This window comes from Bradyrhizobium sp. McL0615, from assembly GCF_049993905.1.
Taxonomy (GTDB): domain Bacteria; phylum Pseudomonadota; class Alphaproteobacteria; order Rhizobiales; family Xanthobacteraceae; genus Bradyrhizobium.
This window is the reverse complement of the sequence record NZ_CP188254.1, coordinates 7,790,501-7,815,952: the sequence shown is the minus strand read 5'-3', so window position 1 is coordinate 7,815,952 and position 25,452 is coordinate 7,790,501. Positions and strand designations below refer to the sequence as shown.

Sequence of the window (25,452 nt, the reverse complement as noted above, 5' to 3'; positions counted from 1 at the left end):
CGTCATCTTGGATTGGGGTGACCGTCGAGGCGAAGCTGATAGACGAAGTAGGTCGGCGTACAAAATCCGATCTTGCGGCTTCTCAAGCTGTTCAGCGCTTGCGCACTGACGTTGAACCTCGCGCCGGTCACGAAATCAGGCATCTCCTGGCAGATATAGTCTTCGCGGCAAAACCGCGATGGCGTGCAGGTGCTGAGGAGGCCGCGGCCGACTCCGGCGGCGAAGATGTTGCTGTCGAAATAGCCCTTGGCCATCTGTTCAAAGCCCTTGCCGCCGACCACCGCGCAGATTTCGTTGGGCATGCTGCCTGACCGGATGGCGGATAACGTCGCCTCTTCGGGCTTGCAGGGGCGGGTGATGCGGCCCAGCGGCACGCCGATCTTGGTCGGCCGGCAATTGTAGTCGTATCCGCTCAGTTTTCCTTCGGGGACCTTGTAGAGCAACTCTTCCTTGCCGACGCGATCGGTGAACGAGCGCAGGTTGAAGGCGAGCGGATCCCTTGCCGCATTCTTCGCGGTCGAGTCGTCGATGGCGTTCGAGCGGCAGCTCAGGCCCGCCGCGATATTCCGGGCGGCCGGCACGCACTGGCCGAGATGGGAGGAGGCCGAAGCGTTTGTCACCACCGGCTGGCAGCTGAGATTGCGCGCCGCATCACAGCTCCATTTTGCGGCGTTCGCCAGATCCGTATTCACGGGGCAAGGCATGTTGTCGCCGGCGGCAGTGTAGGCCGGGTTTGCCTTCTCCCAGCCTGCGGCGGGTGCGGATGGATGCGGGCGAAAAATGTTCGGCGGCTGTCCCCGTGAAACGCGCTCGACGTAATCCTTGCGGCGGACCAGTTCCGCATAGACATGAGGCGAGAACGGCAGTTGCAGCGTGTTGCCGTCAAGCGCCGCCTTGACCGCATCCGCATCGCGGCCGAGATCGAACCGGTCCACGCCGAGGAAATGGAAGCCGGCGGTCGACGACGATTGGTGGCAGCCCATGCAGGACGACATATTCAGCCGTTCGAGCAGGCCCGCGCCAGACTGCACGAATTTGGGCGGCTTTGCCGCAGCTCCTGCCGCAGCGACGAGCTCCGCCGCCTGCTCCTTGCCGACCACGAGATCGAATGGCCGGTTGGCCACGCGCGCGCTTCTGGCGGTCGAGTAACTCAGCGCGATGTCGGCTTGCAGGTTCTCCGGCATCCTGAATACGCCGTTGTCGATCTCGGCGATGTGGCTTGAAAGGTAGTCCTGCAACTGCTTCTGCTTGGCGGGATCCTTTAGGATCGCCTGGACGTCGGGCGTATTTTCCAGTTTTGCCGGCTGAAATTTCCCATCTCTGAATGCGAAGATCCGCATCCAGTAGATCGCCTGGCCGGCGAATTTGCGGTTCTCCATGTTCTCCAGGTCAGACGGAAAGCGCACCACCTGCGCATTAATCTCCATCTGCTTGAACGTCAGTCTTGAAAAATCCAGTGGTCCCTGCAGCAGGCGTTGGGCAATAACGGCCGGATCGTCGCTGTCGATGCCCTGGATGCGCCAGAGGGATGCGATGTCCTGACACTTCCTCCCGTCATCCGCGTAACTGAATACCATGTTCACGGTGAACGGCATGCGCGACGCGTAGGTCTTGCCGTTCATTCGGACTTCGTAGCCGAGCCGGTAGATGAACCGCAGTTCGCCGCAGTTTGCGGGATCGAAATCGCGGCGATCGATGCGATTGACCACGCCCGACAGAATGAACATTCCGTCGCTCGAGCCGAGCCATTTCTCATTGAACACGCGGGCGACATTGCCGTTCAGGCGCAACGTCTTCCCCGCCTCCGTTCTGGCAGACTTCGGATCGTAGGTTTTGAGGATTTCCTTTTCCCAGTCGATGCCGAGGCCTGCGGTAATTCGATTAATGTCGGCGGACATCACGCTGGCGAATTGCGTGTAGGTCTCTTTAAAGCCGGACAGGTCGCTGGCGCGTGTCGGCCCTGTCGCCACGCTCGGCAGCGGCTGCTTTTGTGCGGTGTGGACCTTCTTGAACAGCGTGACGAGAGACAGCGGCGAGGAATTGTCATGATCGAGCACCGCAAGCAGCGGCGCTTGGCTGATCAGGGTTGTGACGTCAGCGGAAACCTGCGGAGACTGGGCGAAGCAGGGTGAAAGGGCGAGGACCAGCAAACAGATGATCGAAAGGGCGCGCATCCCGCATCTGTACTATGGCAGACGGTGTTTTACAATTTGGGCACTCGCGTAGGGTGGGCAAAGCGAAGTGTGCCCACCACCTGGATCTCCGTCCGCAATGGTGGGCACGGCGCTTCGCGCCTTTGCCCACCCTACGCAGCTGCGCAATCGTTACAGCAAATCCCCGCCCACGGCGCTCGCCGTCGTGCCATGTTCTCGGAACGCCTTGATGACGTTCTTGCCGATCTTCCACTTGTGCACTTCGTCGGGACCGTCGACCAGTCGCTGCGCGCGCACTTGCGTGTACCATTTCGCCAGCGGCGTATCCTGGCTGAAGCCGAGCGCGCCGTGGAGCTGGATCGCGGTGTCGATCACCTTGTGCACCATATGCGCATGGAATATCTTTGCGATCGAGTTCTCCTGCCGGATGTCGAGGCCCTTTTCCGCCTTGTAGGCGATGTGCAGCAGCATCAGGCGGCCGATGTAGAGCTGTTCGGCGCAGTCGGCGAGCATGAACTGGACGGCTTGCCGATCGGCGATCAATTGGCCGAAGGTCGAGCGCTTGGTGATGTGGCCGACCGCCATGTCGAGCGCGCGCTGCGCCTTGGCGACGTTGTGCATGCCATGGCGCAGCCGGCCATAGGCGAGGCGGTGCTGGCCCATGGCAAAGCCGTTGCCTTCGCCGCCGACCAGATTGTCGGCGGACACTTTCAGATCCTTGATCTCGATCTCGGAATGGCCGCCGTGAATCGCATGGTCATGCGGGCCTTCGATCGCCATGTTGGCGACGTTGCGCTTGATCTTGTAGCCGGGGTTCGGCAGTTCGACGAGGAAGGTCGAATACTGCTTGTGGCGCGGCGCGTTCGGATCGGTCTTGGCCATGACAAGCGCCATGTCGGCGACGCTGGCGGAGGAGGAGAACCACTTCTCGCCGTTCAGGACATAGTTCTCGTTGCCGTCCTTCACCGCCGTGGTCTGCATGCCGGTGGCGTCGGCGCCGGCCGCTTTCTCGGTCATCGAGAAGCAGATCCGCTTGTCGCCGTTGAGCAGGGGTTTGAGGAACTTTTCCTTCTGATATTCCGTGCCGTGGGCCAGGATCGTCATCATCGAGGCGTCGTCGGGGCCCTGCGTGTTCATCGACAGTGCGCCGAGCATGCTCTCGCCCAGCTCCATCTGAACCAGCGCATTCGCCAGCGGGCCCAGCCCCATGCCGCCATATTCCTTCGGCACCCACGGGCACCACAGGCCGCGTGCGCGGGCTTTTGCACGCAGCGGGCCGAGCACTTCGGCGAGCGGCTTGGAGTCCAGTTCCTTTTCCGCGGGAATGCACTCGTCATGCACCCATTTGCGGACTTTTTCGCGGATTGCCTTGGCTTCAGCCGGGATTTCGAAATCGATCGACATCTGCAGTTTCCTCGGTTCCTGTTGGTCGGGCTTCGGAGATGGCATAAACCTGCGGTCTGCTAGCGGCAACGACAAACAAAGTTTGAAGCGGAAGGAACGCCTATGCCCGACCTCGCTGATCTGTTTCCCGGATACGCCTCCGAATGGATCAACACCTCGTCGGGCCGTATCTTTGCCCGCGTCGGCGGCAAGGGGCCGCCGCTGTTGCTGCTGCACGGATTTTCGTCGACACACGTGATGTGGCACCCGGTCGCGCCGCAACTGGCCGACAAGTTCACGCTGATCATCGCCGATCTGCCGGGCTATGGCTGGTCGGACATGCCCCGCAGCGACGACAACCACACGCCCTACACCAAGCGCGCGATGGCGAAGGTGATGGTGGAGGCGATGGAGCAGCTCGGCCACGTGCATTTCGCGCTCGCCGGCCACGACCGCGGCGGGCGGGTGTCGTACCGGCTGGCGCTCGATCATCCGGGGCGGTTGTCGAAACTCGCGGTGCTCGATATCGCGCCGACTTATGACTACTGGGAGAAGCTGAACCGGCTTTCGGCGCTGAAGATCTACCACTGGGCGTTTCTGGCGCAGCCATACCCGCTGCCGGAAACGCTGATCTCCGGCAACGGAGACTTCTTCCTTCGGCAGAAGATGGCGAGCCAGACGAAGACGAAAACGCTGGACGCGATCGATCCGCGCGCGCTGGAGCATTATCTCGCGCCGTTCCGCGATCCTTCCCGGATCCATGCGATGTGCGAGGATTATCGTGCCGGCGCCTATGCGGACTACGAGATCGACAAGGCGGATGTCGCGGCAGGCAAGAAGATCACGATCCCGATGCTGGCGCTATGGGGCGATGCCGGCGTTGCGAGCGCGGCGACGACACCGCTTGATACGTGGAAGAAATGGGCCACGAATGTGGAAGGGTCACCGGTGGATTCCGGGCATTTTCTGCCAGAGGAAAATCCGGAGGTGACGGCGAGGTTGTTGCGGGAGTTTTTCCTGGCGGAGTGAACTCGTAGCCCGGATGAGCCCAACTCGTCATACCCGCGAAGGCGGGTATCCAGTACGCCGTGACCTCTCGGTCAATCACAGGCGTCTCTGGAATACTGGATCATCCGCCTTCGCGGATGATGACAGCGAGGGTCGGGCGGCGACGATCCCTTACCGCCGCACCTTGAAAAACTCCTTGAGCAGCGTCGCCGCCTCGGTCTCTCCGACCGCCGAATAAACCTCCGGCACGTGGTGGCAGGTCGGCTGCGCGAAGAACCGCACGCCGGAATCCACTGCGCCGCCCTTGGGATCGGCGGCGCCGTAATAGAGCCGCCGGATTCGGGCAAACGAGATCGCGCCCGCGCACATGGTGCAGGGCTCCAGGGTGACGTAGAGGTCGCAATCGACCAGCCGCTCGGTCCCGATGGCCTCGGCCGCCTGCCGGATCGCGAGAATTTCGGCATGCGCGGTCGGATCGCGGTCGGCCAGCGTCCGGTTGCCGGCGGTCGCGATCACCTCGTAACCCCTGACGATGACGCACCCGATCGGAACTTCGCCGGCTTTTCCGGCGTTTTCGGCCGTTTTGAGTGCCAAATCCATGAAAGAAGGGACAGTCATGCCTCGTATCATCGCAAGAAACCTGCTAAGAGAGCCGCCTTCAGCAAACGCGGATACCAGTTTTGCGTGAGAATGCGCCTTGAGCAAAGTGCGCGCGCGTTATCGCTATGACAGCCCATCCGCATAAGCCTGATAGCCAATTCATTTGTACCCGAGAGACCATTCATGCCCCGCGATAGCGACAAAAACAACGATTCCCGCGGCCGGCGCGACCGCCCCGGCAGCGGCACGGGCCGCGCTGGCGGTGGCAAGGGCCGCTCCGGGGCGGCGAGGGGACCGGAGAAGAAGTTCGCCAAGCGCGGGTTTGCCGGAAAGGGTGAAGGCGACGGCGAGCGGCGTCCCTATGCCGGGAAGTCCGATGGCGCGAAATCGTTCGGCAAGAAGCCTTATTCCGGTGATCGAAAGCCTTATGCCGGCAAGCGCGACGGGGATGATCGTCCGCCGCGCCGGGACTTTGGCGATGCGCCGCGCCCGCGCGGCGACAGGCCATTTGCTGGCCGTCCGTCACGCGGTGACGATGGCGAAAAGCGTTCGTTCAAGCCGCGTGAAGATCGTGGCGGTGGCGACAAGCGCCCGTTCAAGCCGCGCGGTGACCGTCCAAATTTCAATCGCGACGACCGCCCGCCACGCCGGGATCGCAAGAGCGACCCTGGGAATCGCGATGATGCGCGCCCCGCCGGGCGTTCTTCCGACCGGAAGTTTGGCGACAGGAAGCCCTACGCCCCGCGCGAAGGCGGCGGCGAGAAGCGGCCCTATACGCCGCGCGGGGAAGGTTTTCGCAAGGATGGCGACCGTCCGCGTGGCGATCGTCCCTTCAGCGCCCGGCCGTCGCGTGATGGCGATCGTCCCCGTGGCGACCGTCCCCGTGGCGATCGGCCTGAGAGAAAATTTGGCGGTGACAAGAAGTTCTCGCGCGGGGCGCCCGATAGAGGACCCCGCAAGGATTTTGGTGACCGTTCCGATCGTGGTCGCGACCGCGGCGACTCAAAACCGTGGCAGAAGCGCGAGGATCGCGGCGAGCGCGATTCCCGTCCCGCCCGCGAAGGCGCGCGCAATTTCGACAAGCCGCGGTTTGATCGCTCGCGCGACGACCGCGGCGGCGACGAGCGTCCGCGCTTTTCGCGCTCGCGCGAGGATCGCCCGAAATTCGACCGTCCCCGCGAGAGACCGGCAGGCCGCACCGATTGGCAGGAGCATCCGCGCAGTGAAGCGGGCGACGATCGGCCGCGCCGCGAGAACGAGGACGACAGCAAGATTTTTGCAAAGCGTCCGGCGTTCGGTGGCCGGGGCGCCTATCGCGAGCGCCAGCCTGAATTCGACAAGCGCGCGCCGCAGCCGCCGCGCGTCAAGAAATCCGGCGAGCGCATCGCCAAGGTGGTTTCCCGCGCCGGTCTTGCTTCGCGCCGCGATGCCGAGGAATGGATCACGCAGGGCCGCGTCTCCGTCAACGGCCGCGTCATCAATTCGCCGGCGCTCGACGTCACCGCCAACGACACCATCACCGTCGATGGCAAGGTGCTGCCGCCGCGCGAGCGCACGCGGCTGTTCATGTACCACAAGCCGCGCGGCCTGATGACCACGCATGCCGATCCCGAAGGGCGGCCGACGGTGTTCGACAATCTTCCCGAGGGCCTGCCGCGGCTGATCTCGATCGGCCGGCTCGATTTCAATACTGAGGGCCTGCTGCTGCTGACCAACGATGGCGGGCTGGCGCGCGCGCTCGAACTGCCCGACACCGGCTGGCTCAGGCGCTATCGCGTTCGCGCCCATGGCGAGGTCACGCAGGCGCAGCTCGATGAGCTCAAGAAAGGCGTTGAGGTCGACGGCGTCAAATACGGCTCGATCGACGCGACGCTGGAGCGCGACCAGGGCGCCAATGTCTGGCTGGTGTTTGCGATCCGCGAAGGCAAGAACCGCGAGGTCCGCAACGTCATGGCGCATCTCGGCCTCGAGGTGAACCGGCTGATCCGCGTCTCCTACGGCCCGTTCCAGCTCGGCGAACTCGTCGAGGGCACGGTCGAGGAAGTCAAGACGCGGGTGTTGCGCGAGCAGCTCGGCGAAAAGATCGCAACGCTCGCCGGCGCCGATTTCAACCGGCCGATGCCGGGTGAAAAATCCGACGAAAAGTCAGACGACGACGAGACCGACGCGCCGCGCGGCAAGAAGCCGTTCAAGCCGGCCGGGAAAAGCGCGCTGATCGCCGACCGCAAGGGCCGCCGCGTGCTGGTGCAGCGTACCGGCAGCGAGGAGGCCCGCGCTCGCAACGAGGAAGAGGCCAACGGCTACGGCCCGCCGCGCCGCCCCAAGCGCGGCTATCACGGCAAACGCGACCTGACGCCACGGGACGAGTAGTTGGGCGATGCGTGTCGTCGGTGGACGATTGAAGGGCCGTAATCTGGCCTCGCCTTCCTCGCAAGCGATCCGCCCGACGGCGGATCGCTTGCGGGAGTCCGTGTTCAACATTCTGATCCACGCCTACGACAATCCGGTTCAAGACGCACGCGTGCTCGACCTGTTCGCCGGCACCGGCGCGCTCGGCATCGAGGCCGTCTCGCGCGGGGCGGCGTTCACGCTGTTCGTCGACAACGGCGCCGAAGCCCGTGCGCTGTTGCGCAACAATGTCGAGGCGCTGGGCCTGGGTGGGGTGACAAAGGTCTATCGCCGCGATGCCACCAATCTCGGCCCGGCGCATCCAATGGAGCCGTTCTCGCTGGCGTTCCTCGATCCGCCCTATGGCAAGGGACTTGCAGACAAGGCGCTGGCCTCGTTGCGCGATGGCGGCTGGCTGACGCCGGGTGCGCTTGCGGTGGTGGAGGAGGCGAAGGCGGCGGTGTTCGTCGCGCCCGATGGCTTCGAGGAGCTGGAGCGTCGCGCGTATGACGATACGGAATTTACGATCCTGAAATCGACAGGTTGATCACCCCGCCGACGATTGAGGTTGGCTGGGGAGTTGATGGTTGCCGTAAAGTTCGCGCAGTTTGGTCTTGAGAAGTTTGCCGGTCGCGCCGTGCGGCAATTCGTCGACAAAGAGGACGTCATCGGGCATCCACCACTTTGCGATCCTGCCTTGATAGAACGCCAGCAATTCTCCGGTCGTCAGCTTGGAACCGGCCCTGCGAACGGCGACGACCAGCGGCCGTTCGTCCCATTTCGGATGAGATACACCGATCACTCCCGCTTCCGCGATCTCGGGATGGGCCATCGCGATATTCTCGAGTTCGATGGAGCTAATCCACTCTCCGCCCGATTTGATCACGTCCTTGGAGCGATCGGTGATCTGCATGAACCCTTCCGCGTCGATGGTCGCGACATCGCCGGTGAAGAACCAGCCGTCCGGACGCTCGCTGCCGTCCATCTTGAAATAGGAGCGCGCGATCCAGGGCCCCCGGATCATCAAATCGCCAAACGCCTTGCCATCGTGCGGCAAATCATCGCCTTCGCCGTCACGAATACAGATTTCCACCCCGAACACCGGGCGCCCCTGCTTGACCTTGCGGTCGCGGCGCTCTTCCGCCGGAAGCTTGGCGTGGCTTGCTTTCAGCTTGGCGAGCGTGGCGACCGGGCTCGTCTCGGTCATACCCCAGACATGCAGCACTTCGACGCCATAGTCGTCCTCGAGCTTCGCCATCAGCGAGCGCGGGCATGCGGTGCCTCCCATCAATACGCGATTGAGGGTCGTCGGTCTCACGCCGGCTTGTTCGAGATACTGCACATAGCCGAGCCAGACGGTCGGGACGCCGTTCGCAAACGTCACGCCTTCCTGCTCGAACAACCTGTGCAGGCTCTCGCCATCGACTTTCTGGCCGGGCATCACCAGCTTTGATCCCATGGCCGGTGCGCAATAGGGCATGCCCCAGGACATGGCGTGAAACATCGGCGAGATGAACGCGACGGTATCGTCGAGAGAAACGTTGCAGGCGTCCGGCAATGCTGCGGCGAACGAATGCAATACGCCGCTTCGATGACTGTAGAGCACGCCCTTTGGATTTCCTGTCGTGCCTGATGTGTAGCAGAGGCCCGACGCGGTATTCTCGTCGAAAATCGGCCAGTCGAACTCGTCCGGCCGGTCGGCCATCAAATCTTCATAGGCAGGCAGGTCCGCAATTTCAGCGGCCTTTGCCTGTTGGGCGTCGCCGAGCAGGATCCATTGCTCGACGACCGGACAGCGTGGCATCAGTTCCTTGACCAGGCCGACAAATGACTGATCGAAAAAGATGAAGCGGTCCTCGGCGTGATTGATGATGTAGACGATTTGATCGACAAACAGCCGCGGATTGACGGTGTGGCATACTGCGCCCAGTCCAGAAATGCCGTAGTAGAGCTCCAGATGCCGATAGCCATTCCAGGCCAATGTCGCCACCCGATCGCCTTGCTTCACCCCAAGCGCGACAAGTGCGTGGGCTAACTGACTGCTGCGCCTGTAGAGACCCCTGTAAGTAGTGCGGTGATCCGCACTGTCGGGTGTTCGAGATACGATTTCGACATCGCCGTGAGCATGGGCCGCGTGGGTCAGGATCGAAGAAAGCAGCAGCGGCGTCTTCATCATCAAGCCAAGCATCAAAAAATCCTCCCAAAAAAAAGACGGCGTAATCTTGGGGAGTTTTTTTGGGCGACGAACAGAGTCGCCGACTATCGACGGGCCGTAAAATTGATGGGCAAAATACTAAACTAAACTCGGGACAGCGACAAGTATGGTCCGGTTGTGCAGCGACCCGGAACGCCGTAGGCATCCGACGATCTTCGTCCTACCGTCGCCCGAACAGCTTCTCGATGTCGGCGAGCTTCAATTCCACATAGGTCGGCCGGCCGTGGTTGCACTGGCCGGAATTCGGGGTGTCTTCCATCTCGCGCAGCAGCGCGTTCATTTCTTCCGGCTTGAGGCGGCGGCCGGCGCGGACCGAGCCATGGCAGGCCATGGTGGCGGCAACATGCATCAGCCGCCGCTCCAGCGGCAGCGCCTCGTCCCATTCGGCCATGTGTTCGGCGAGATCGCGCAGCAGGCCCGCGGCGTTGGCCTTGCCGAGCAGCGACGGCGTCTCGCGTACCGCGACCGCGCCGGGGCCGAAGGAATCGATCGCAAGGCCGAAGGAGCAGAGCTCCTCGGCGCGGTCCAGCAGCCTCTCGACCGTCGCCTCATCGAGCTCGACGATCTCGGGGATCAGCAGGATCTGCCGCTGCACGCCATTCTTCGCCAGCGACGCCTTCAGCCTCTCATAGACGATGCGCTCATGCGCGGCGTGCTGATCCACGACGATCAGGCCATCGCGGGTCTGCGACACGATGTAGGTTTCATGGATCTGCGTCCGCGCCGCGCCCAGCGGGCGGTCGAGCAGGTCGGCGGACGGCTGCGCCTCGAAGCGCACGTCGGCAGTTGGCGTGCCGACATCGAAGGCGGCTTGCCCCGCTTCGGCGAGCGCCGTTGCCGCTGCGCCTCCGAACGACGGCGCTGAATTGACCGGATAGGACGGCGAACTGCGCCAGTCCCAGTTGGTCGGGCGCGGCGCAAACGACGGGCGGAACGCCGACAGCGCTGCGCCGTCGGTATTGGCGGCGGTGCGCCGGCCCTCGCGGGCGAGGCCGTCCTTCAGCGCATGCACGATCAGCGCGCGGACGAGGCCGGCGTTGCGGAAGCGCACCTCGGTCTTGGCGGGATGCACATTGGCGTCGACTTCCTGCGGATCCGTCGTCACGAACAGCGCCACGACCGGATGGCGGTCGCGCGGCAGGTAATCCGAATAGGCCGCGCGCACCGCGCCGAGGATCAGCTTGTCGCGGACCGGGCGGCCGTTGACGAAGAGATATTGGCCGAGCGCGTTCGCCCGCGTCAGCGAGGGCGCGGCCGCAAAGCCTTCGACCACGACGCCTTCACGTTCGGCGCGAACCTCGATCGCACTTGAGCGAAAATCGCTGCCCAGGATATCGCCGAGCCGTGTCAGCCGGCCTGCGCCGCCGGGCAGGGCTGCGGCCCAGGTCACCGGCGCGCGTTCTTCGCCGGCCAATGTGAAAGCGATATCGGGCCGCGCCATCGCCAGCCGCCGCACCACTTCGCGGATCGCTTCGGCCTCGGTGCGGTCGGTCTTGAGGAATTTCAGTCGCGCCGGCGTTGCGTAAAAGAGATCGCTAACCTCGACGCGGGTGCCTTGCGACAGCGCCGCCGGCATGATGTCGGATTTCGCGCCGCCTTCGACCGACAGCGACCAGGCGTGCGGCTCGCTGGCATGCCGCGTGGTGAGGCCGAGCTTCGCCACCGCGCCGATCGAGGGCAGCGCCTCGCCGCGGAAGCCCAGCGTGCGAATGCGCAGCAAATCCTCGTCGTCGAGCTTGGAGGTGGCATGGCGGTCGACCGCGAGCGCGAGGTCGCCACGGGTCATGCCGCTGCCGTCGTCGGTGATGCCGATCCGCCGCCTGCCGCCGCCATCGGTGAAAATGTCGACGCGGCTGGCGCCGGCGTCGACGGCGTTTTCAACCAGTTCCTTGACCACGCTCGCGGGACGTTCGACCACCTCGCCGGCGGCGATGCGGTTGACGAGCTGTTCGGGGAGCTGGCGGACGGGCATGGGAAAGGCTGATGCGTCGATTCGAGGCTGGGCCGCCATTGTAGGCCCCCGGGACGGCAAATGCATGGGAAGAAGCCGAAACGATGCCCGGCTGGGGATGAAGGCAGACTATCGCCTTGAAGATGCTCAGCTTCGTTCTCGGCGCCGCGCGGCGGCTTGGGAACGGACCCGGGATGGCCCTTGGGATTGTGAGGTCGCGCGGGCAGGTATATCGTTTAGAAAAATTATAATCTGCCCGGAGGAACGCCATGTGCAGTCTATTCGCGCACCAGCCCCAACGCGACTATGAATCGCAGACCCGGTCGCTGCGGATGGGCGGCCATTCCACCTCGATCCGGTTGGAAATGTCGTTCTGGGACACGCTGGAGGAGATCGCGGCGAAAGAGGGGATGAGCCTCGCCAAGTTCCTGACCACGCTGCATGACGAGGTCCTCGACCATCACGGCGAGGTCAAGAATTTCGCCTCGCTGTTGCGCTGCTCCTGCCTGATCTATCGCGCCAAGAGCGCGGTCGCCGTGCCGGAATTTCGTGGCAGTGCGTCCGCCATGCTCGACGCGGCCGAATAGGTTCCATTCCATCGGAAAGCAAAAGCGGCTCGATCCGTTCCGGACCGAGCCGCTTCCATTTGTGCAACTAGATTTCCTTGCGCTGCATCGCCCCGGCGATGTGGTCTGCCTGCCGGATCGCCAGCGAGACGATCGTCAGCGTCGGATTGCAGGCCGCGCCGCTGGTGAACTGGCTGCCGTCGGAGATGAACAGGTTCTTGACGTCATGGGCCTGGCCGAACTTGTTCACCACGCCGTCTTTCGGCTTTTCGCTCATCCTGTTGGTGCCGAGGTTATGCGTGCTCGGATAGGGCGGCGTCGGATAGGTCACGGTGGCGCCGACGGCCTCGTAGACGGCGGCGCCCTGCTTGTAGGCATGATCGCGCATCGCGACGTCGTTGGGATGATCGTCGAAATGCACGCTCGCCACCGGCATGCCGACCTTGTCCTTGACCTTAGGATCCAGCGTGATGCGGTTGGTTTCCTGCGGCATGTCCTCGCCGACCAGCCACATGCCGGCCATGCGCGGATAGGATTCCATCGCTGACGTGAAGGAACGTCCCCACGCGCCGGGGTTCAGGAACGCCGCCATGAAGGGTACGCCGATCGACAGCGTCTCCATCTCGTAGCCGCCGACGAAGCCCCGTTTGGGGTCGTTCTTGGCTTCGTCGCGGATGATGCCGGCCATGGTGGTGCCGCGATACATGTGCACCGACTTCTCGAACGCCGCGTACACGCTGCCGGTCATGTGCCGCATGTAGTTGCGGCCGACCTGACCGGACGAGTTGGCAAGACCGTCCGGGAACATGGTCGAGGCGCTGTTGAGCAATAGCCTTGGGCTCTCGATCGAGTTGCCCGCGACCGCCACCACCCGCGCCTTCTGGCGCTGCATCGCGCCGCTCTCGTCGGCATAGACCACGCCCGTCACCTTGCCGGAGGCGTCGTGCTCGATCTTGATCACCATGCTGTTGGGGCGCACTTCGAGATTGCCGGTCGCCTCGCCCTTGGGAATTTCAGTATAGAGCGTCGACCATTTGGCGCCTGATTTGCAGCCCTGGAAGCAGAAGCCGATCTGCTGGCAGGCGCCGCGCCCGTCACGTGGCGCGCTGTTGATCGCCATGTTGCCGGTGTGCACGCTCTTGTAACCGAGCTTCTTCGCACCAGCCTCCATCACCTTGAAATTGTTGTTACCGGGCAGCCCCGCAATGCCGTTGGTGCGGGTGACGCCCATCTTGTCCTCGGCCTTGGCGTACCACGGCTCCATCTCGGCCAGCGTGATCGGCCAGTCCAGCAGATTGGCGCCGGGGATGTTGCCGTAGGTGGTCTTGTCCTTGAACTCGTGCTCGTCGAAGCGCAGCGAGGCGCCAGCCCAGTGCGTCGTCGAGCCACCGACCGCCTTGACGATCCAGGCCGGCAGGTTGGCGAAGTCCTTGGCGACACGCCAGCTTCCCGACGTGGTACGCATGTCGGTCCAGGCGAGCTGGGTAAAGCTCTCCCATTCATCGTTGACGAAGTCCTGCAGTTCGATGCGCGAACCGGCTTCCAGGATCACGACCTTGACGCCTTTTTGCGCAAGCTCGTTGCCGAGCGTTCCGCCGCCCGCGCCGGAGCCGACGATCACGACCACGCCGCTGTCATTCAGATCGAATTTTGCCATGTTGAATTCCTCCCTGCTGTTCGTTGACCGCGGCTGTTTACGCCTTCGGGAGCCAATCGATGTCGGCGAAGCCGCGCTTGATGTAGCCGCCGTGCTCGGCGGAGGAGCCTTCGTAGCCGAACTTCGGCCAGAGCTCTTTCTGGTTATAGAGGGAGACGATGAGGTCGCCGCGGACCTTCTGGAAGAAGTCGGTCGTCTCGATGCGCTGCAGCAGTGCGACGCGATCGTTTTCCCACGCCACCTGGGCGTAAGGCGTCTTGTGGCGATCGTTGGCTTCCTTATCGAGGCGCGCGACGCCATCAGTGATCAGCGACTTTGTGGCCGGGTCTTTCGCCGCCTTGCCGTCCCATGGCTGGATCGCGGTAATGTAGTAACTGTCGCCGAGGAAGTCGTGCGGATAGATATCGCGCGCGACCTTCAGCAGCGTCTTGAGCGTCGCCGGTGTCAGCGTAGTGGCGTCGCCGGCCCAGGCGTCGCTGACAGTAAGGCCCGCGCTGGTCGCGATCGCGACGGTCGGCACCGCCGTGGCCGCGCCCTTCAGGAAGACGCGACGGTCATATTTGCTTCGACGATCGACTTCTCTCATTGGTGTCCTCCATTAAATGCTTGTTGGTTGCGATTAACCGAAGCGGCCACCTCGTTGAATCACTTCGATCTTGTAGCCATCGGGGTCGGAGACGAAAAAGAAGCGCGCCAGTGTCCTGCCGTCATGCTTGAAGTCGCGCAGCGGCCCGGGCGCGAGATCTTCGCGCGTGAACCTTGCGTGTTCGGCGTCGAGATCATCGACCACGACGGCGAGATGGCCGTAGCCGTCGCCCAGCGAATAGGGCTCCTTGCGATCGAAATTGACGGTCAGCTCGATCTCGAACGGCGAGGAGGGATGACGCAGATAGATCAGCGCGAAATCCGCAAACTTGAGATGGTCGGCGATCTCCAGCCCGAAGGCGCGCGCATAGAAGTCCAGCGACTTCGCCTCGTCGAACACGCGGATCATCGAGTGAACGGGCTTTGCCATTCAGTTCAGCTCCTTCAGAAAGGCGATGATGGCAGCGCGGTTCTCCGGTTTGGGCTGCCGGTAGGCCATGATCGAGCCCGGGACCATCGCCTGCGGATTGGCGAGGTAGGCATCAAGCCTGGAGTCGTCCCAGACGAAATCGGCCGTGGCGAAACCGGCGGAGTAGTGGAAGCCGTCCGCCTTGCCCGCCGGCCTGCCGACGATCTTGAACAGCGACGGCCCCTGGCGGGCCGGGTCGGAGGTGTTGGTGGTATGGCAGGTCGCGCATTGCTGCTTGAACAGCGTCGCACCATCCGGTGGCTTGGCGGCGGATAGTGGCATCTGTGCGCCGGCCAACGTGACGACAGGCAGCGTGGCGCAAAGTCCCAGCCCGATTGCCCGTAGCGTGTGCAGCTTCGTCATATGCTTCACCGTTGGCGTTCACAGACTGTAGGTCGCGGAAAATCAGCGGTGGTAGTAGCGGGCTGTTTCACGGCAGAACAAAAGCGGCCGCGTGCTTCAGGCCGGATCTCAATTTTCAGATCGCAGGTGCGAAGTTCCCGTCGCCGCATATGCGGTCGGTCCATGGCCAAGGATTCGCAAAATGACCCCGAAATCCCTGCACGATCACCACATCGCGCGGCTTGCATGGCCAATGCGCCGTTCGCGAAACGACTGATCCGGCGATGAGCATGTTCGGGTGTCGAACGGCGCCTGACGTCACCGAGCCGTTCATCGCCAACCAGAAATTGGGAGAATTGGATGAAGCTAGTGAAAACCTCGGCGATCGCGGTTGCCATCTCGGCTCTGCTTGCCGGTCCGGTATTGGCGCAAGGCGCCTCATCCGACACGCAGATCCGCGGCGGCGCGCAGGGCAAGACCCAGATGAAGGGCGGCGCCGCGGGCAGCATCGACGAGGACGCCAGCGCGCCGGCAGGCGCGGCCAGCCAGAGGGCTGGCGCGAAGACCGGCATGAAGGGCACTGTCGGCGCCGGCAGCGGCGCGCCCAAGGTGACGGGCGGCGCGGCCATCCCTCCGGCCAGCAGCCGGTAACCGCGGTCTGGAGGAAGCCCGCGTCCTCCATCGGGTTGCACTCCAAACAGAACTCCGGTCGCCGTGGGCGGCCGGAGTTTTTTTGTGTTTTGGCCGGAGCTCCGCGAACCGAAAGCCCGGCCGGACGGCTCTATCTGACGAGAACGCGTTGAAGTTCTCTCACTGAACCAAAGGGAGCTGTTATGTTTTATCGCAAGAATTTGCCGGGCTGGGAGCGGGTAATGCGGTCGGTCGGGGGTGTTGTGATGATCGCGTACGGGCTTTTCGGCATGCGCGGGCTGCTTGGCATGCCCGGTGCGATGGCCGGCTATGTGATCGCGGGCACCGGCGCAGTCGCGATTCTGACCGGCTTTTTCGGCTTTTGCCCGATGTGCGCCATGGTCGGCCGGAGGCTTCCTTCGCCATGATCACACGGGCGGGCGCAGGGCGCTGCGATCCCTCGCTGATCGAGGCTGCGCGCGGCGGCGACACGAACGCGCTGGTCTCGCTGATCGCGATCGCCCAGCCCGACATCCGCCGTTATGCTGCGCGCAATTGCCGCGCGGCCGATATCGACGATGCGGTTCAGGAAACGCTGTTGCTGCTGTACCGGCGCCTCGGCACATTGCGCGCGGTGACGTCGTTTTCGGCATGGCTGTTTGCGGTGGCGCGCCGCGCCTGTCTCCGCCTGCTGCGCCGGTCGACGGGAACGGACGACGCTTCGGCCGACGAGGCGGAGGCGCGTCTGGCGCATCTCGCGCCCGAAGATATTCGCATCGACCTGTCCCGCGCCATCCAGTCGCTGCCCGGTCATTATCGCGAGGTGATCCTGCTGCGCGATATCGAGGAATTGTCGATCGACGAAATCGTGGGTGTTCTTGGGCTGACGCGCGAAAGCGTCAAGGCGCGCATTCACCGCGCGCGATTGATGATCCGGGAGTATCTGGTGCGGGATTGAGGGGAGCATTTTCAAGCGAAGTGGATACCGGTTCGCGTCAAGAAAACGCGTCGATCAAAAGATCGGCGGCAGCCCTCAATCGTCGAAGCGCGCGATGTTGCGCTTCGCCTTGACGTCGCTGCGGCGCTTCTTGCCTTCCAGCCGCCGCTGCTTCGAGCCGAAGGTCGGCTTGGTGGCGCGCCGCGGGACCGGCCTGACCATGGCTTCGCGCAGTATTTCGAGCAGGCGATCGATGGCGTCGGCGCGGTTGCGCTCCTGGGTGCGAAAGCGCTGGGCGTGGATCACGATCACGCCTTCCTTGGTCATGCGCTGGCCGGCAATCCGGTTCAGTCGCAGACTTGCGTCCTCCGGCAGCGTGATCTTGCGCGTGTCGAAACGGAGCTGGGCTGCGGTCGAAAGTTTGTTGACGTTCTGCCCGCCCGGGCCGGAGGCGCGGACGAAGCCGATCTCAATATCATTTTCGTCAATCGTGAGGTCGCGGGAAACCCGCAGCATGGCGTTCACCGGTAGTCGTCATGCCCGGGCAATAGCGCGAAGCGCGTCTTCGCGCCGGATGTCCCGGGCATCCACGTCTTACCAGTGTCTGAAAAAAAGAAAACGTGGATGGCCGGGACAAAGCCCGGCCATGACGAAGAATGGTGCCGGTCCTAGTTCGCCTTCGGCGCCGCCGCGGCGGGCTGGGCGGCCGCCTGCGGGGCGCGGCCAACGATGACGGTGAGCAGGCCCTGGCCCCACAGCCGCTGCGCGGCCTTCTTGGCGTCGTCGAGCGTCACCGCGTCGACGATGGCGTTGCGCTTTTCGATGTAATCGATCGGCAGCTTGTCGAGCTGGTACTGCAGCAGCGCCTGCGCGAGCTTCGAGGAGGTATCGAGCGCCAGCATCTGCGAGCCCTTGAGGTAGGACTTGGCCTCGTCCAGTTCCTTCTGGGTCGGGCCTTCCTCGGCGATGCGGCGGATTTCCTTCTCGATGGCGTCGACGGTCTCGCCGGCGCGGTCGGCGCGGGTGCCGGTGTTGCCGATGAACAGGGCGGAGCGATCCATCCAGAGCAGGGATTCATAGACCGAATAGGCGAGGCCACGCTTCTCGCGCACTTCCTTGTAGAGCCGCGACGATAATCCGCCGCCGCCGAGGATGTGGTTCACGACATAGGCCGCCATGAAATTCGGATCGTGGCGGCGAACGCCGGGGCCGCCGAACGTCACCACGGTCTGCGGCACGTCGAGCGGCACGAACGCTCGCTGCGGCGGCTTGGTGGCTTCGACCTCGGCGATCGCCGTCAGGCTGCCCTTGGCCGGCAGTGCGCCGAATGTCTTGTCCAGCAGCTTGCCGAGCGTATCGGCATCGACATCGCCGACCACGGCGATGCGCAAGCTATCCTTGGCAATCACGCGGCGAACATAATCCTTCATGTCGGCGACGTCGATCTTCGGCACGCCGTCGAGCGTGCCGTTGCCCTGCCTGCCATAGGGATGATCGCCAAAGGCGACTTCGAGGAATTTGCGGCTCGCCAGCGAGGTCGGGTTGGTGGTGTCGCGGCGCAGCCCGGAGAGCACCTGCGCGCGAATGCGCTCGACGTCGGTGGCGTCGAAATGCGGGGAGGTCAGCGCCAGGTGCAGCAGGTCGAAAGCTTCGTCCTTGTTGTCCTTGAGCATGCGGAGCGAGCCGCGGAAAGTATCGCGGGTCGAGGAGAAGCTCAGTTCGATGGCGCGGCGCTCGAGGCGCTCGTGAAAGGTCTTGGAATCGAGATCGCCGGAGCCCTCGTCGAGCAGGCCGGCGACCATGTTGCCGACGCCGGACTTGTCTGATGGGTCCTGGGCGGCGCCGCCGCTGAAGGCATATTCCATCGCAATCAGGGGCACGGTGGCGTCCTGCACGAACCAGGCCTCGATGCCTCCAGGCGAGATCAGCCGCTGGATCTTTGCCGCGGCGTGTGAGGGGCTCGCTGCGAGCGACAGCAGCACGGCGCCGGCGATCAGGCCGGATGCGAGGCGCTTCGCGCCAATCGAAAGACGGATCACGATCGCTTCTCCTCGCGCTTCGGCGTGGCGTCCTTGATGAGATAGCCGGTCACCGAGCGGTTCTTTTCAAGCCATTTCTGTGCGGCGTCGCGGACCTGTTCGGCCGTAACGGCGCGAATCCGGTCCGGCCAGCTCCTGATGTCGTCGATGGAAAGCCCCGTTGTCAGCGCGCCGCCATACCAGCGCGCCAGCGTGGCCTGATTGTCCTGGGCGTAGATCGCCTCTGCAATCAACTGGGTCTTGACCCGCTCGAGATCCTCGGCGCGGGCAGGATTTTTGATGACGTCCGCAATCACGCCGTCGATTGCCTGCTCGACTTGCGAAAACTCCACGCCGGGCTTTGGCGAAACCGAGATCGAGAACTGCGAGGGATCGAGCGAGGTACCCTGGTAACCGGCGCCGGCGCTGATCGCGAGCTGACGGTCGACCACCAGCGCGCGGTAGAGATAGGAGTTGGAGCCGCCGCCCATCAACTGCGCGAGCACGTCGAGCGCGGGGCCTTCGCTGGCTGCAGCCGTCGTGGAGGAGGGGACGAGGTAATAGCGCCGCAGGCCGGTCTGTTCGACGCGCGGATCGGACAGCGTCACCGTGCGCGGCGCGGCGGGCACCGGCTCCTGCGGACGGATGCGCTGCGCTGATATTGCCGGCTGCGCCGGGATGCCGCCATAGGCCTTTTCCACCATCGGGCGGACTTCCTTGGCGTCGACGTCGCCCGCGATCACCAGGATCGCGTTGTTCGGCGCGTAGAAGCGCTTGTAGAACGCCAATGCATCCTCGCGGTCGAGCTTCTCGATCTCCTGGCGCCAGCCGATGATCGGCCGGCCATAGGGATGGTTGAGATACAGCGCTGCCATGATCTGTTCGGTCAACCGCGCGTCCGGATTGTTGGCGACGCGCATGTTGAACTCTTCCAGCACGACGTCGCGCTCGGGCAGTACGTTCTCATCCTTGAGGATGAGGCCGGTCATGCGGTCGGCCTCGAACTCCATCATTTTCGCCAGATGCTCGCGCGGCACGCGCTGGAAATAGCCGGTGTAGTCGAGCGAGGTGAAGGCGTTCTCGTTGCCGCCGATCCGCAGCACGGTCTGGGAGAATTCACCGGCGGGATGTTTGGCCGTCCCCTTGAACATCAGATGTTCGAGGAAGTGCGCGAGTCCCGATTTGCCCGGCGTCTCGTCGGCGGAGCCGACCTTGTACCAGATCATCTGCGTGACGACGGGCGTGCGGTGATCCGGGATCACGACCACCTGCAGGCCGTTGTCCAGCGTGAAGCTGGCGGGTCGTTCCGACGTGACCGTGGTCTGGGCGGAGGCGCTGCCGGCGGAAAATGCGAATGTTGTGAGGAGAACTGCGGCGAGAGAAGCGGCAAAACGGTGTGCGGACATCATGACCTATCTGGCGCGCATGCCGCAAAACCGGTGACCGGCCCTGCGACGGGAATTCGCGCAAACGTTAGAAGTAACCCGACAAAACCGTTCGGGATCAAGCTGCGGCATCGTACACCGCGCCGGTACCAACAATCGTCACGAAGGCGAGAGATCAGCTTAACTAATCGCCATGCTTAACTATTCGCCATACTTGCCCTTGGCAGGGTTGTATTCCTTGTTGAGCGATTCCTTCGGCCCGGTGCCATAGGCAAAGTTCGGCGACGGCGTCTGGTAGCCGGGCGGCGGCTGGGTCAGCGAATCCCGCGTCGGCTCTTCCTTGAACGTGGCCGTCTCGCTCTTGTTGCCGCCGAACAGGCCGCTGAAGCCGCCGCTATAGCCGAGCTGCGACGGGCTCAGGATCGGATTGTTGTTCGAGGTGCCGGGCTGCACCGGATCGTTGTCCTTGCGCGCGGTCGCCGCGGTCTTACCCACCGCGAGTTCGGCCGGCGTCAGGATGCGGGCCTGCTCGCGCGGATCCTTGTTCTCTTTCTTGCGTGCCGCGACGGCTGCCTTCCGGCGCTGCTCGTCGGGATCCTTTGGCCAGTTCGGCGCCTTCACTTCAGCCGCAGTCCCGGCCGGCGGGGGCAGGTCGAGCTTGGGAGGGACCACCAGGGGGGAGCGTTCGCGGTACTCGATGCCGCGGTTTTCCATGTTGGTGCCGCCGATGCCGCGCATGATGCCTTCGATGATCTTTTCCTCGAAGGTCTTGTCATCTTCGTCTTCGTCGTCGGCCGCGCGCACCGGCCCGGCGGCCATCACGAGGCCAATGCCGAGGGTAACGGCGGCAAGCCGCAGGGCCCGGCTCAGCGAGGTATTCTGCAGCATCCAGAAGCGGGCGTCGGTCTCGCGCATCGCGCTGTTCCCATTCATCATTTCTGCAACACGCGGGGGCCGGCTTGGGGGCGAACTGGCTCCGTACCGCAGCGGTCCGTATCGGCCGGGATCAGGGCGCTTTTGCGGCGGGTACCCCCAGGAACGAGTCATACAATAGGCCCGCTACCCCGGCAACAATGGCCACATCGGCCAGGTTAAACACGTACCAATTGAAGGTTTTTCCCCCGATCTCGATATGGAACAGGGCGAAATCGACCACCGCGCCGTGCAGGAAGCGGTCGATGCCGTTGCCAGCCGCACCGCCGATGATCAGGCCGAGCGCCAGCGTCGCCACGAGCGTGCTGGAGCGCGCCATCCAGATCCCCAGCACGATCACGGCAATCGCCTTGATCGCCATCAGGGCTAGCTGGGCGAGCTGGTTGTCGGTCTGGAACCAGCCAAAGCTGATCCCGACATTCCAGGCCAGCACCAGATCGAAGAACGGCGTGACCCTGACGGCGTCCTTGCCGAGGTCGAACACGTAGAGCAGCCACAACTTCGAGGCCTGATCGAGCACCAGCGTCGCGACAGCGGCAACGATGCCGGCGCGGAGGTGAGGCGTTCGCGGACGTTCGAGGCCAGACACTTATCTGGCCTTCTTTTTCTTCTTCTTTGCCTTGGTCGCCGGTGGCTTGCTTCTCGGCGTCTTGGCCGCTTTTTTCTTGCTTGCCTTCTTGGCTGCCGTCTTTGCAGCCACCTTCTTGGTCCCCTTCGCTGCCGCAGAAGCTTTCTTCGATTTGGCCGCCTTCTTGGCCTTGGTTTTCTTGGCTACGGCTTTCTTAGCTGTAGCTTTCTTGGCTTTGGCCTTTTTGGCTTTGGCCTTATTGGGCTTAGGCTTCTCGGTATCGGGCTTCTTGGTATTGGACTTCCTGGCTTCGACGGTCTTCTCGGCTTCGACGGCCTTCTTGGCCGCTGCGACCTTATTGGCTTTAACGGGACGCTTGGCTTGCTCAGGCTCCGTGCCTTCTGAAGTCTTCGTGGCTCTGATCTTCTTGTCGGGTTTGGCAGCCGTCACGTTTTCCGATGCGGCCTGCGCAGGCGTTTCGTTTGATGGCTGCGCTTGTTCGACGCGTTGCGTCTCGATCAACCCGACAGGCGCGGCGGGCACTTCGACCGCACCAACCGGCTTCTCGCCCCGGGCAAGCGCTTTCCATTCGCGCAAGGCTTGCGCATCGCGCGGCGAGACGTCGGGATATTCGGCGTCTTCGCCGACAGTGGGCAGGATCTTCCACGACCGGGCGCATTTGGTGCCCACGGCCTTCTCGACCACGACAGCGACGTTTGGAACGTCGGCGAGCGTGAACGCACCGGCCGGCGCGGCGTCGTTGGTCGCCATCGCATTCGAGGTGATGCAGACTTCGGCCAGATCGATGTCGAACAGCGTGGTGAAGATGTTCGTGTCCGACACATAGACCAAAGGCGACGCCTCCAGCGAGGACCCGATGTTCTTGGCGGCACGTTCGAGTTCAAGCGCACCGGTGACGACGCGGCGGACGTCGCGGATGGTTTCCCACTTGGCGGCGAGCGCGTCGTCGCTGAAATTCTCGAACCCTTCCGGAAACAGCGTGAGATGCACCGACGGTTCGGCATTCGGATTGTGCATCCGCCATGCTTCTTCGCAGGTGAAGCTGAGCACCGGCGCCAGCCAGCGCAGGATCGCATCGCAGATGATGTCGATCGCTGTCAGCGCCGCCTTGCGCGTGACCGAGGACGGCGGATCGCAATACAGCGCGTCCTTGCGGATGTCGAAATAGAACGCCGACAGTTCGGTGTTCATGAACGCCGCCAGCGTCGCGACGACCGTCTTGTAGTCGAACTCGGCATAGGCCTGGTGCACGATCGCGGCGCGTTTCGCCAGCTCGTGCAGCATCAAGCGTTCCAGCTCGGGCATGTCGGCATGCGCGACCGCGTCGGCCGGATCGAAATGATGCAGCGTGCCGAGCATCCAGCGGATCGAGTTGCGCAGCTTGCGATAGGTCTCGATGGTGTTCTTGAGGATCTCCGGCCCGATGCGCTGGTCGTCGGCATAGTCGGTGGCGCAGACCCAGAGGCGGAGAATATCGGCGCCCGAATCCTTCATCACCTTCTGCGGCTCGACGGTGTTGCCGACCGATTTCGACATCTTGCGGCCGTTCTCGTCCAGCGTGAAGCCGTGGGTGAGCACGATATCGAACGGCGCACGTCCGCGGGTGCCACAGCTTTCCAGCAGTGAGGACTGGAACCAGCCGCGGTGCTGGTCGGACCCTTCGAGATACATCACGGTATCCCGACCACCATCGACCGTGCGCTTGATGCCGGCGAGGCCGGGGAAATGCACGGCATCTTCCAGCACGAAGGCGTGCGTCGAGCCGGAATCGAACCAGACGTCGCAGATGTCGTCGACTTTCTTCCATTCCTCGTTGGCAAGCGAGCCGAGGAAGCGTTCGCGCGCGCCTTCCATGTACCAGGCGTCGGCGCCTTCCTCTTCAAACGCGTCAGCGATGCGCTTGTTGACATCAGCGTCCTGCAAGATCTCGGCTGAGCCGTCGCCCTTCTCGCGCACGAACACCGCGATCGGCACGCCCCAGGCGCGCTGTCGCGAGATCACCCAGTCGGGCTTGCTGTCGATCATGCCGTTGATACGATTCCGGCCCGACTCAGGCACCCATTGCGTCACCGAGATCGCGCGCAGTGCACGGTCGCGCAAGGTATCGTCGGCCTTCGAACTGCCTTTGTCCGCGATGTCCTTGTCCATCGCGATGAACCATTGCGGCGTGTTGCGGAAGATCACCGGCTTCTTCGAGCGCCAGGAATGCGGATATTGATGCTTGAGCCGGCCGCGCGCCAGAAGCCTGCCGGCCTCGACCAGCGCCTTGATCACGGCCTCGTTGGCGTCGCCCTTCTCGCCCTTGTCGTTGATCACGCGTTTGCCGGTAAAGCCTGGCGCGTGGTCGGTATAGGCGCCGTTCTCGTCGACGGTGTAGGGGATGGCGGTGTTGATGCCACGGGCATCCAGATCACGCGCGTTCGCCATCCAGACGTCGAAGTCTTCGCGGCCGTGGCCCGGCGCGGTATGCACGAAGCCGGTGCCGGTGTCGTCGGTGACGTGGTCGCCGGGCAACAGCGGCACCGTGAATTCGTAGCCGCCGCCGAAGCCTCGCAACGGATGGGCGCATTCCACCGCGTCTAGCGTGTCGCCCGGCAGATCGCGCACCTTCTCATAGGCGGTGACGCGCGCCTGCTTGAACACTTCTGCTGCGAGGGCATCGGCGAGGATCAGGAGATCGCCGGTCTTTGCCCAATTGTCAGCGGGCGCATCGGTGACCTTGTAGAGGCCATAGGCGATCTTCGGCGAGAACGAGATGGCGCGGTTGCCGGGCAGCGTCCACGGCGTGGTGGTCCAGATCACCACGCACGCCTCGGCCAGCACGCCATGCGCCGGCGAGGTGACCGGAAATTTCACCCACACCATGTCGGAGGTGTAGTCCTCGTACTCGACCTCGGCCTCCGCCAGCGCGGTCTTCTCGACCACGCTCCACATCACGGGCTTGGAGCCGCGATAGAGCGTGCCGTTGGAGGCGAACTTCATCAGCTCGCGCGCGATCTGCGCCTCGGCCGGATAGCTCATGGTGGCATAGGGATGATCCCAGTCGCCGATGATGCCGAGCCGCTTGAACTCCTCGCGCTGCACGTTGAGCCAGTGTGTTGCATAGGCGCGGCATTCTTTCCGGAACGCCACCATCGCGGTGGAATCGCGGAAATCCGGCTTCGGCTTGCCCTTGGAGCGGTAGTTCTCTTCCTCGATCTTCCATTCGATCGGCAGGCCGTGGCAGTCCCAGCCCGGCACGTAGTTGGAATCGAAGCCCAGCATCTGCTGGCTCTTGGTGACGACGTCCTTGAGGATCTTGTTCAGGGCGTGGCCGATATGGATGTTGCCGTTGGCGTAGGGCGGGCCGTCATGCAGCACGAATTTGGCGCGGCCGGCGGCGTCCTGGCGCAGCTTTTCGTAGAGGTCGATCTCATTCCAGTATTTGAGGATTTCCGGCTCGCGCTGCGGCAGGCCGGCGCGCATCGGGAATTCCGTCTGCGGCAGGAACAGTGTCTTGGAATAGTCGGCAGCTTCGGACTTTTGCGGATTTTGGGACATGAACGCTCTGGTTTGGCTCGAAGACGGCGCGAGAGGCGCTGGGGAATAGCGGGTGAACACGAAAATCCCGGTCTTGCGCCGAGCTGAACGCTCAGGCGGAAGC

The 25,452-nt window shown here is 63.5% G+C and carries 21 protein-coding genes and 1 pseudogene; 7 read left to right on the top strand and 15 right to left on the bottom strand.

Translation table 11 applies throughout. The features are described from left to right. Positions 1 to 2 precede the first annotated feature (2 nt). On the bottom strand, positions 3 to 2,174 hold the full coding sequence (locus tag ACPPVP_RS37620) for a hypothetical protein (RefSeq protein WP_426528584.1): 2,172 nt from the start codon (positions 2,172 to 2,174) through the stop codon (positions 3 to 5). A gap of 150 nt (positions 2,175 to 2,324) precedes the next feature. Further along, the gene (locus ACPPVP_RS37615; RefSeq protein WP_426528583.1) at positions 2,325 to 3,557 is read right to left on the bottom strand and encodes an acyl-CoA dehydrogenase family protein; all 1,233 of its coding nucleotides are present in this window, start codon (positions 3,555 to 3,557) and stop codon (positions 2,325 to 2,327) included. A gap of 102 nt (positions 3,558 to 3,659) precedes the next feature. Between ACPPVP_RS37615 and ACPPVP_RS37610 the strand changes: the two genes are divergently transcribed. Further along, positions 3,660 to 4,565 carry an alpha/beta fold hydrolase gene (locus ACPPVP_RS37610; protein ID WP_426528582.1) on the top strand — a complete coding sequence of 302 codons (906 nt, stop codon included), beginning with the start codon at positions 3,660 to 3,662 and terminating at the stop codon, positions 4,563 to 4,565. Between the two features lie 150 nt (positions 4,566 to 4,715). Here the strand turns inward: ACPPVP_RS37610 and ACPPVP_RS37605 are convergent, their stop codons facing one another. After that, positions 4,716 to 5,162 (bottom strand): nucleoside deaminase, encoded by a 447-nt coding sequence (locus ACPPVP_RS37605; RefSeq protein WP_426528581.1) that lies wholly within the window; start codon positions 5,160 to 5,162, stop codon positions 4,716 to 4,718. 165 nt (positions 5,163 to 5,327) lie between these two features. Between ACPPVP_RS37605 and ACPPVP_RS37600 the strand changes: the two genes are divergently transcribed. Both ACPPVP_RS37600 and rsmD read left to right on the top strand, forming a co-directional pair. Next, a complete protein-coding gene (locus ACPPVP_RS37600; RefSeq protein ID WP_426528580.1) occupies positions 5,328 to 7,514 on the top strand; it encodes a pseudouridine synthase in 2,187 nt (728 codons plus the stop codon). Between the two features lie 7 nt (positions 7,515 to 7,521). Then, positions 7,522 to 8,079: a 16S rRNA (guanine(966)-N(2))-methyltransferase RsmD gene (gene rsmD / locus ACPPVP_RS37595; protein WP_426528579.1), complete on the top strand. Its 558-nt coding sequence runs from the start codon at positions 7,522 to 7,524 to the stop codon at positions 8,077 to 8,079. Here the strand turns inward: rsmD and ACPPVP_RS37590 are convergent, their stop codons facing one another. After that, positions 8,080 to 9,720: a 3-(methylthio)propionyl-CoA ligase gene (locus ACPPVP_RS37590; RefSeq protein ID WP_426528578.1), complete on the bottom strand. Its 1,641-nt coding sequence runs from the start codon at positions 9,718 to 9,720 to the stop codon at positions 8,080 to 8,082. A gap of 187 nt (positions 9,721 to 9,907) precedes the next feature. Then, a complete protein-coding gene (mutL, locus tag ACPPVP_RS37585) occupies positions 9,908 to 11,719 on the bottom strand; it encodes a DNA mismatch repair endonuclease MutL (protein ID WP_426538271.1) in 1,812 nt (603 codons plus the stop codon). Positions 11,720 to 11,967: 248 nt separating this feature from the next. Between mutL and ACPPVP_RS37580 the strand changes: the two genes are divergently transcribed. Next, a complete protein-coding gene (locus ACPPVP_RS37580; RefSeq protein WP_426528577.1) occupies positions 11,968 to 12,285 on the top strand; it encodes a ribbon-helix-helix domain-containing protein in 318 nt (105 codons plus the stop codon). A gap of 67 nt (positions 12,286 to 12,352) precedes the next feature. Here the strand turns inward: ACPPVP_RS37580 and ACPPVP_RS37575 are convergent, their stop codons facing one another. Genes ACPPVP_RS37575 through ACPPVP_RS37560 form a run of 4 tightly spaced genes read right to left on the bottom strand, consistent with a single transcriptional unit; the run spans position 12,353 to position 15,257 of the window. Beyond that, complete coding sequence (locus ACPPVP_RS37575) at positions 12,353 to 13,921, bottom strand: GMC family oxidoreductase (RefSeq protein ID WP_426528576.1); 1,569 nt, start codon at positions 13,919 to 13,921, stop codon at positions 12,353 to 12,355. A 37-nt stretch (positions 13,922 to 13,958) separates the two neighbouring features. Then, on the bottom strand, positions 13,959 to 14,507 hold the full coding sequence (locus ACPPVP_RS37570) for a gluconate 2-dehydrogenase subunit 3 family protein (protein WP_426528575.1): 549 nt from the start codon (positions 14,505 to 14,507) through the stop codon (positions 13,959 to 13,961). Between the two features lie 33 nt (positions 14,508 to 14,540). Further along, on the bottom strand, positions 14,541 to 14,936 hold the full coding sequence (locus tag ACPPVP_RS37565) for a VOC family protein (RefSeq protein ID WP_426528574.1): 396 nt from the start codon (positions 14,934 to 14,936) through the stop codon (positions 14,541 to 14,543). Further along, a complete protein-coding gene (locus ACPPVP_RS37560; protein WP_426538269.1) occupies positions 14,937 to 15,257 on the bottom strand; it encodes a c-type cytochrome in 321 nt (106 codons plus the stop codon). It lies immediately after the preceding gene. Positions 15,258 to 15,677: 420 nt separating this feature from the next. Here ACPPVP_RS37560 and ACPPVP_RS37555 point away from each other — a divergent pair, with 420 nt between their 5' ends. The 3 genes from ACPPVP_RS37555 (at position 15,678) to ACPPVP_RS37545 (ending at position 16,905) form a co-directional block, all read left to right on the top strand. Further along, complete coding sequence (locus ACPPVP_RS37555) at positions 15,678 to 15,968, top strand: hypothetical protein (RefSeq protein ID WP_426528573.1); 291 nt, start codon at positions 15,678 to 15,680, stop codon at positions 15,966 to 15,968. Between the two features lie 182 nt (positions 15,969 to 16,150). Further along, entirely contained in the window at positions 16,151 to 16,375 is a 225-nt protein-coding gene (locus tag ACPPVP_RS37550) for a YgaP family membrane protein (RefSeq protein WP_426528572.1), read from the top strand. Further along, positions 16,372 to 16,905, top strand: a complete 534-nt coding sequence (locus ACPPVP_RS37545) for an RNA polymerase sigma factor (RefSeq protein WP_426528571.1) — start codon at positions 16,372 to 16,374, stop codon at positions 16,903 to 16,905. Before ACPPVP_RS37550 ends, ACPPVP_RS37545 begins: the two co-directional genes overlap by 4 nt. 75 nt (positions 16,906 to 16,980) lie before the next feature. Here ACPPVP_RS37545 and arfB read toward each other — a convergent pair whose 3' ends face one another. From arfB to ileS, 6 genes and pseudogenes are all read right to left on the bottom strand, one after another. Continuing rightward, on the bottom strand, positions 16,981 to 17,400 hold the full coding sequence (gene arfB / locus ACPPVP_RS37540) for an alternative ribosome rescue aminoacyl-tRNA hydrolase ArfB (RefSeq protein WP_426528570.1): 420 nt from the start codon (positions 17,398 to 17,400) through the stop codon (positions 16,981 to 16,983). A 152-nt stretch (positions 17,401 to 17,552) separates the two neighbouring features. Then, positions 17,553 to 18,908, bottom strand: a complete 1,356-nt coding sequence (locus tag ACPPVP_RS37535) for a M16 family metallopeptidase (RefSeq protein ID WP_426538267.1) — start codon at positions 18,906 to 18,908, stop codon at positions 17,553 to 17,555. Positions 18,909 to 18,919: 11 nt separating this feature from the next. Further along, positions 18,920 to 20,308, bottom strand: a complete 1,389-nt coding sequence (locus ACPPVP_RS37530) for a M16 family metallopeptidase (protein WP_426528569.1) — start codon at positions 20,306 to 20,308, stop codon at positions 18,920 to 18,922. A gap of 180 nt (positions 20,309 to 20,488) precedes the next feature. Next, the gene (locus tag ACPPVP_RS37525; protein ID WP_426528568.1) at positions 20,489 to 21,202 is read right to left on the bottom strand and encodes a hypothetical protein; all 714 of its coding nucleotides are present in this window, start codon (positions 21,200 to 21,202) and stop codon (positions 20,489 to 20,491) included. Between the two features lie 91 nt (positions 21,203 to 21,293). Continuing rightward, the gene (gene lspA, locus ACPPVP_RS37520) at positions 21,294 to 21,809 is read right to left on the bottom strand and encodes a signal peptidase II (RefSeq protein ID WP_426528567.1); all 516 of its coding nucleotides are present in this window, start codon (positions 21,807 to 21,809) and stop codon (positions 21,294 to 21,296) included. A gap of 555 nt (positions 21,810 to 22,364) precedes the next feature. Further along, positions 22,365 to 25,349 (bottom strand): annotated as a pseudogene (gene ileS / locus ACPPVP_RS37515) (isoleucine--tRNA ligase); the annotation flags it as partial. Between the last annotated feature and the right edge of the window lie 103 nt (positions 25,350 to 25,452).

What these genes read in the sequence shown, in the direction of transcription:
- ACPPVP_RS37565 (WP_426528574.1), bottom strand. Translation starts at nt 14,936, where the DNA reads ATGGCAAAGCCCGTTCACTCGATGATCCGCGTGTTCGACGAGGCGAAG.
- ACPPVP_RS37570 (WP_426528575.1), bottom strand. Translation starts at nt 14,507, where the DNA reads ATGAGAGAAGTCGATCGTCGAAGCAAATATGACCGTCGCGTCTTCCTG.
- ACPPVP_RS37580 (WP_426528577.1), top strand. Translation starts at nt 11,968, where the DNA reads ATGTGCAGTCTATTCGCGCACCAGCCCCAACGCGACTATGAATCGCAG.
- ACPPVP_RS37605 (WP_426528581.1), bottom strand. Translation starts at nt 5,162, where the DNA reads ATGACTGTCCCTTCTTTCATGGATTTGGCACTCAAAACGGCCGAAAAC.
- ACPPVP_RS37620 (WP_426528584.1), bottom strand. Translation starts at nt 2,174, where the DNA reads ATGCGCGCCCTTTCGATCATCTGTTTGCTGGTCCTCGCCCTTTCACCC.
- ACPPVP_RS37575 (WP_426528576.1), bottom strand. Translation starts at nt 13,921, where the DNA reads ATGGCAAAATTCGATCTGAATGACAGCGGCGTGGTCGTGATCGTCGGC.
- arfB (WP_426528570.1), bottom strand. Translation starts at nt 17,400, where the DNA reads ATGCTGCGGGTTTCCCGCGACCTCACGATTGACGAAAATGATATTGAG.
- rsmD (WP_426528579.1), top strand. Translation starts at nt 7,522, where the DNA reads ATGCGTGTCGTCGGTGGACGATTGAAGGGCCGTAATCTGGCCTCGCCT.
- ACPPVP_RS37555 (WP_426528573.1), top strand. Translation starts at nt 15,678, where the DNA reads ATGAAGCTAGTGAAAACCTCGGCGATCGCGGTTGCCATCTCGGCTCTG.
- ACPPVP_RS37550 (WP_426528572.1), top strand. Translation starts at nt 16,151, where the DNA reads ATGTTTTATCGCAAGAATTTGCCGGGCTGGGAGCGGGTAATGCGGTCG.
- ACPPVP_RS37560 (WP_426538269.1), bottom strand. Translation starts at nt 15,257, where the DNA reads ATGCCACTATCCGCCGCCAAGCCACCGGATGGTGCGACGCTGTTCAAG.
- ACPPVP_RS37590 (WP_426528578.1), bottom strand. Translation starts at nt 9,720, where the DNA reads ATGCTTGGCTTGATGATGAAGACGCCGCTGCTGCTTTCTTCGATCCTG.
- ACPPVP_RS37615 (WP_426528583.1), bottom strand. Translation starts at nt 3,557, where the DNA reads ATGTCGATCGATTTCGAAATCCCGGCTGAAGCCAAGGCAATCCGCGAA.
- ACPPVP_RS37545 (WP_426528571.1), top strand. Translation starts at nt 16,372, where the DNA reads ATGATCACACGGGCGGGCGCAGGGCGCTGCGATCCCTCGCTGATCGAG.
- ACPPVP_RS37610 (WP_426528582.1), top strand. Translation starts at nt 3,660, where the DNA reads ATGCCCGACCTCGCTGATCTGTTTCCCGGATACGCCTCCGAATGGATC.
- ACPPVP_RS37525 (WP_426528568.1), bottom strand. Translation starts at nt 21,202, where the DNA reads ATGCGCGAGACCGACGCCCGCTTCTGGATGCTGCAGAATACCTCGCTG.
- ACPPVP_RS37530 (WP_426528569.1), bottom strand. Translation starts at nt 20,308, where the DNA reads ATGTCCGCACACCGTTTTGCCGCTTCTCTCGCCGCAGTTCTCCTCACA.
- ACPPVP_RS37600 (WP_426528580.1), top strand. Translation starts at nt 5,328, where the DNA reads ATGCCCCGCGATAGCGACAAAAACAACGATTCCCGCGGCCGGCGCGAC.
- mutL (WP_426538271.1), bottom strand. Translation starts at nt 11,719, where the DNA reads ATGCCCGTCCGCCAGCTCCCCGAACAGCTCGTCAACCGCATCGCCGCC.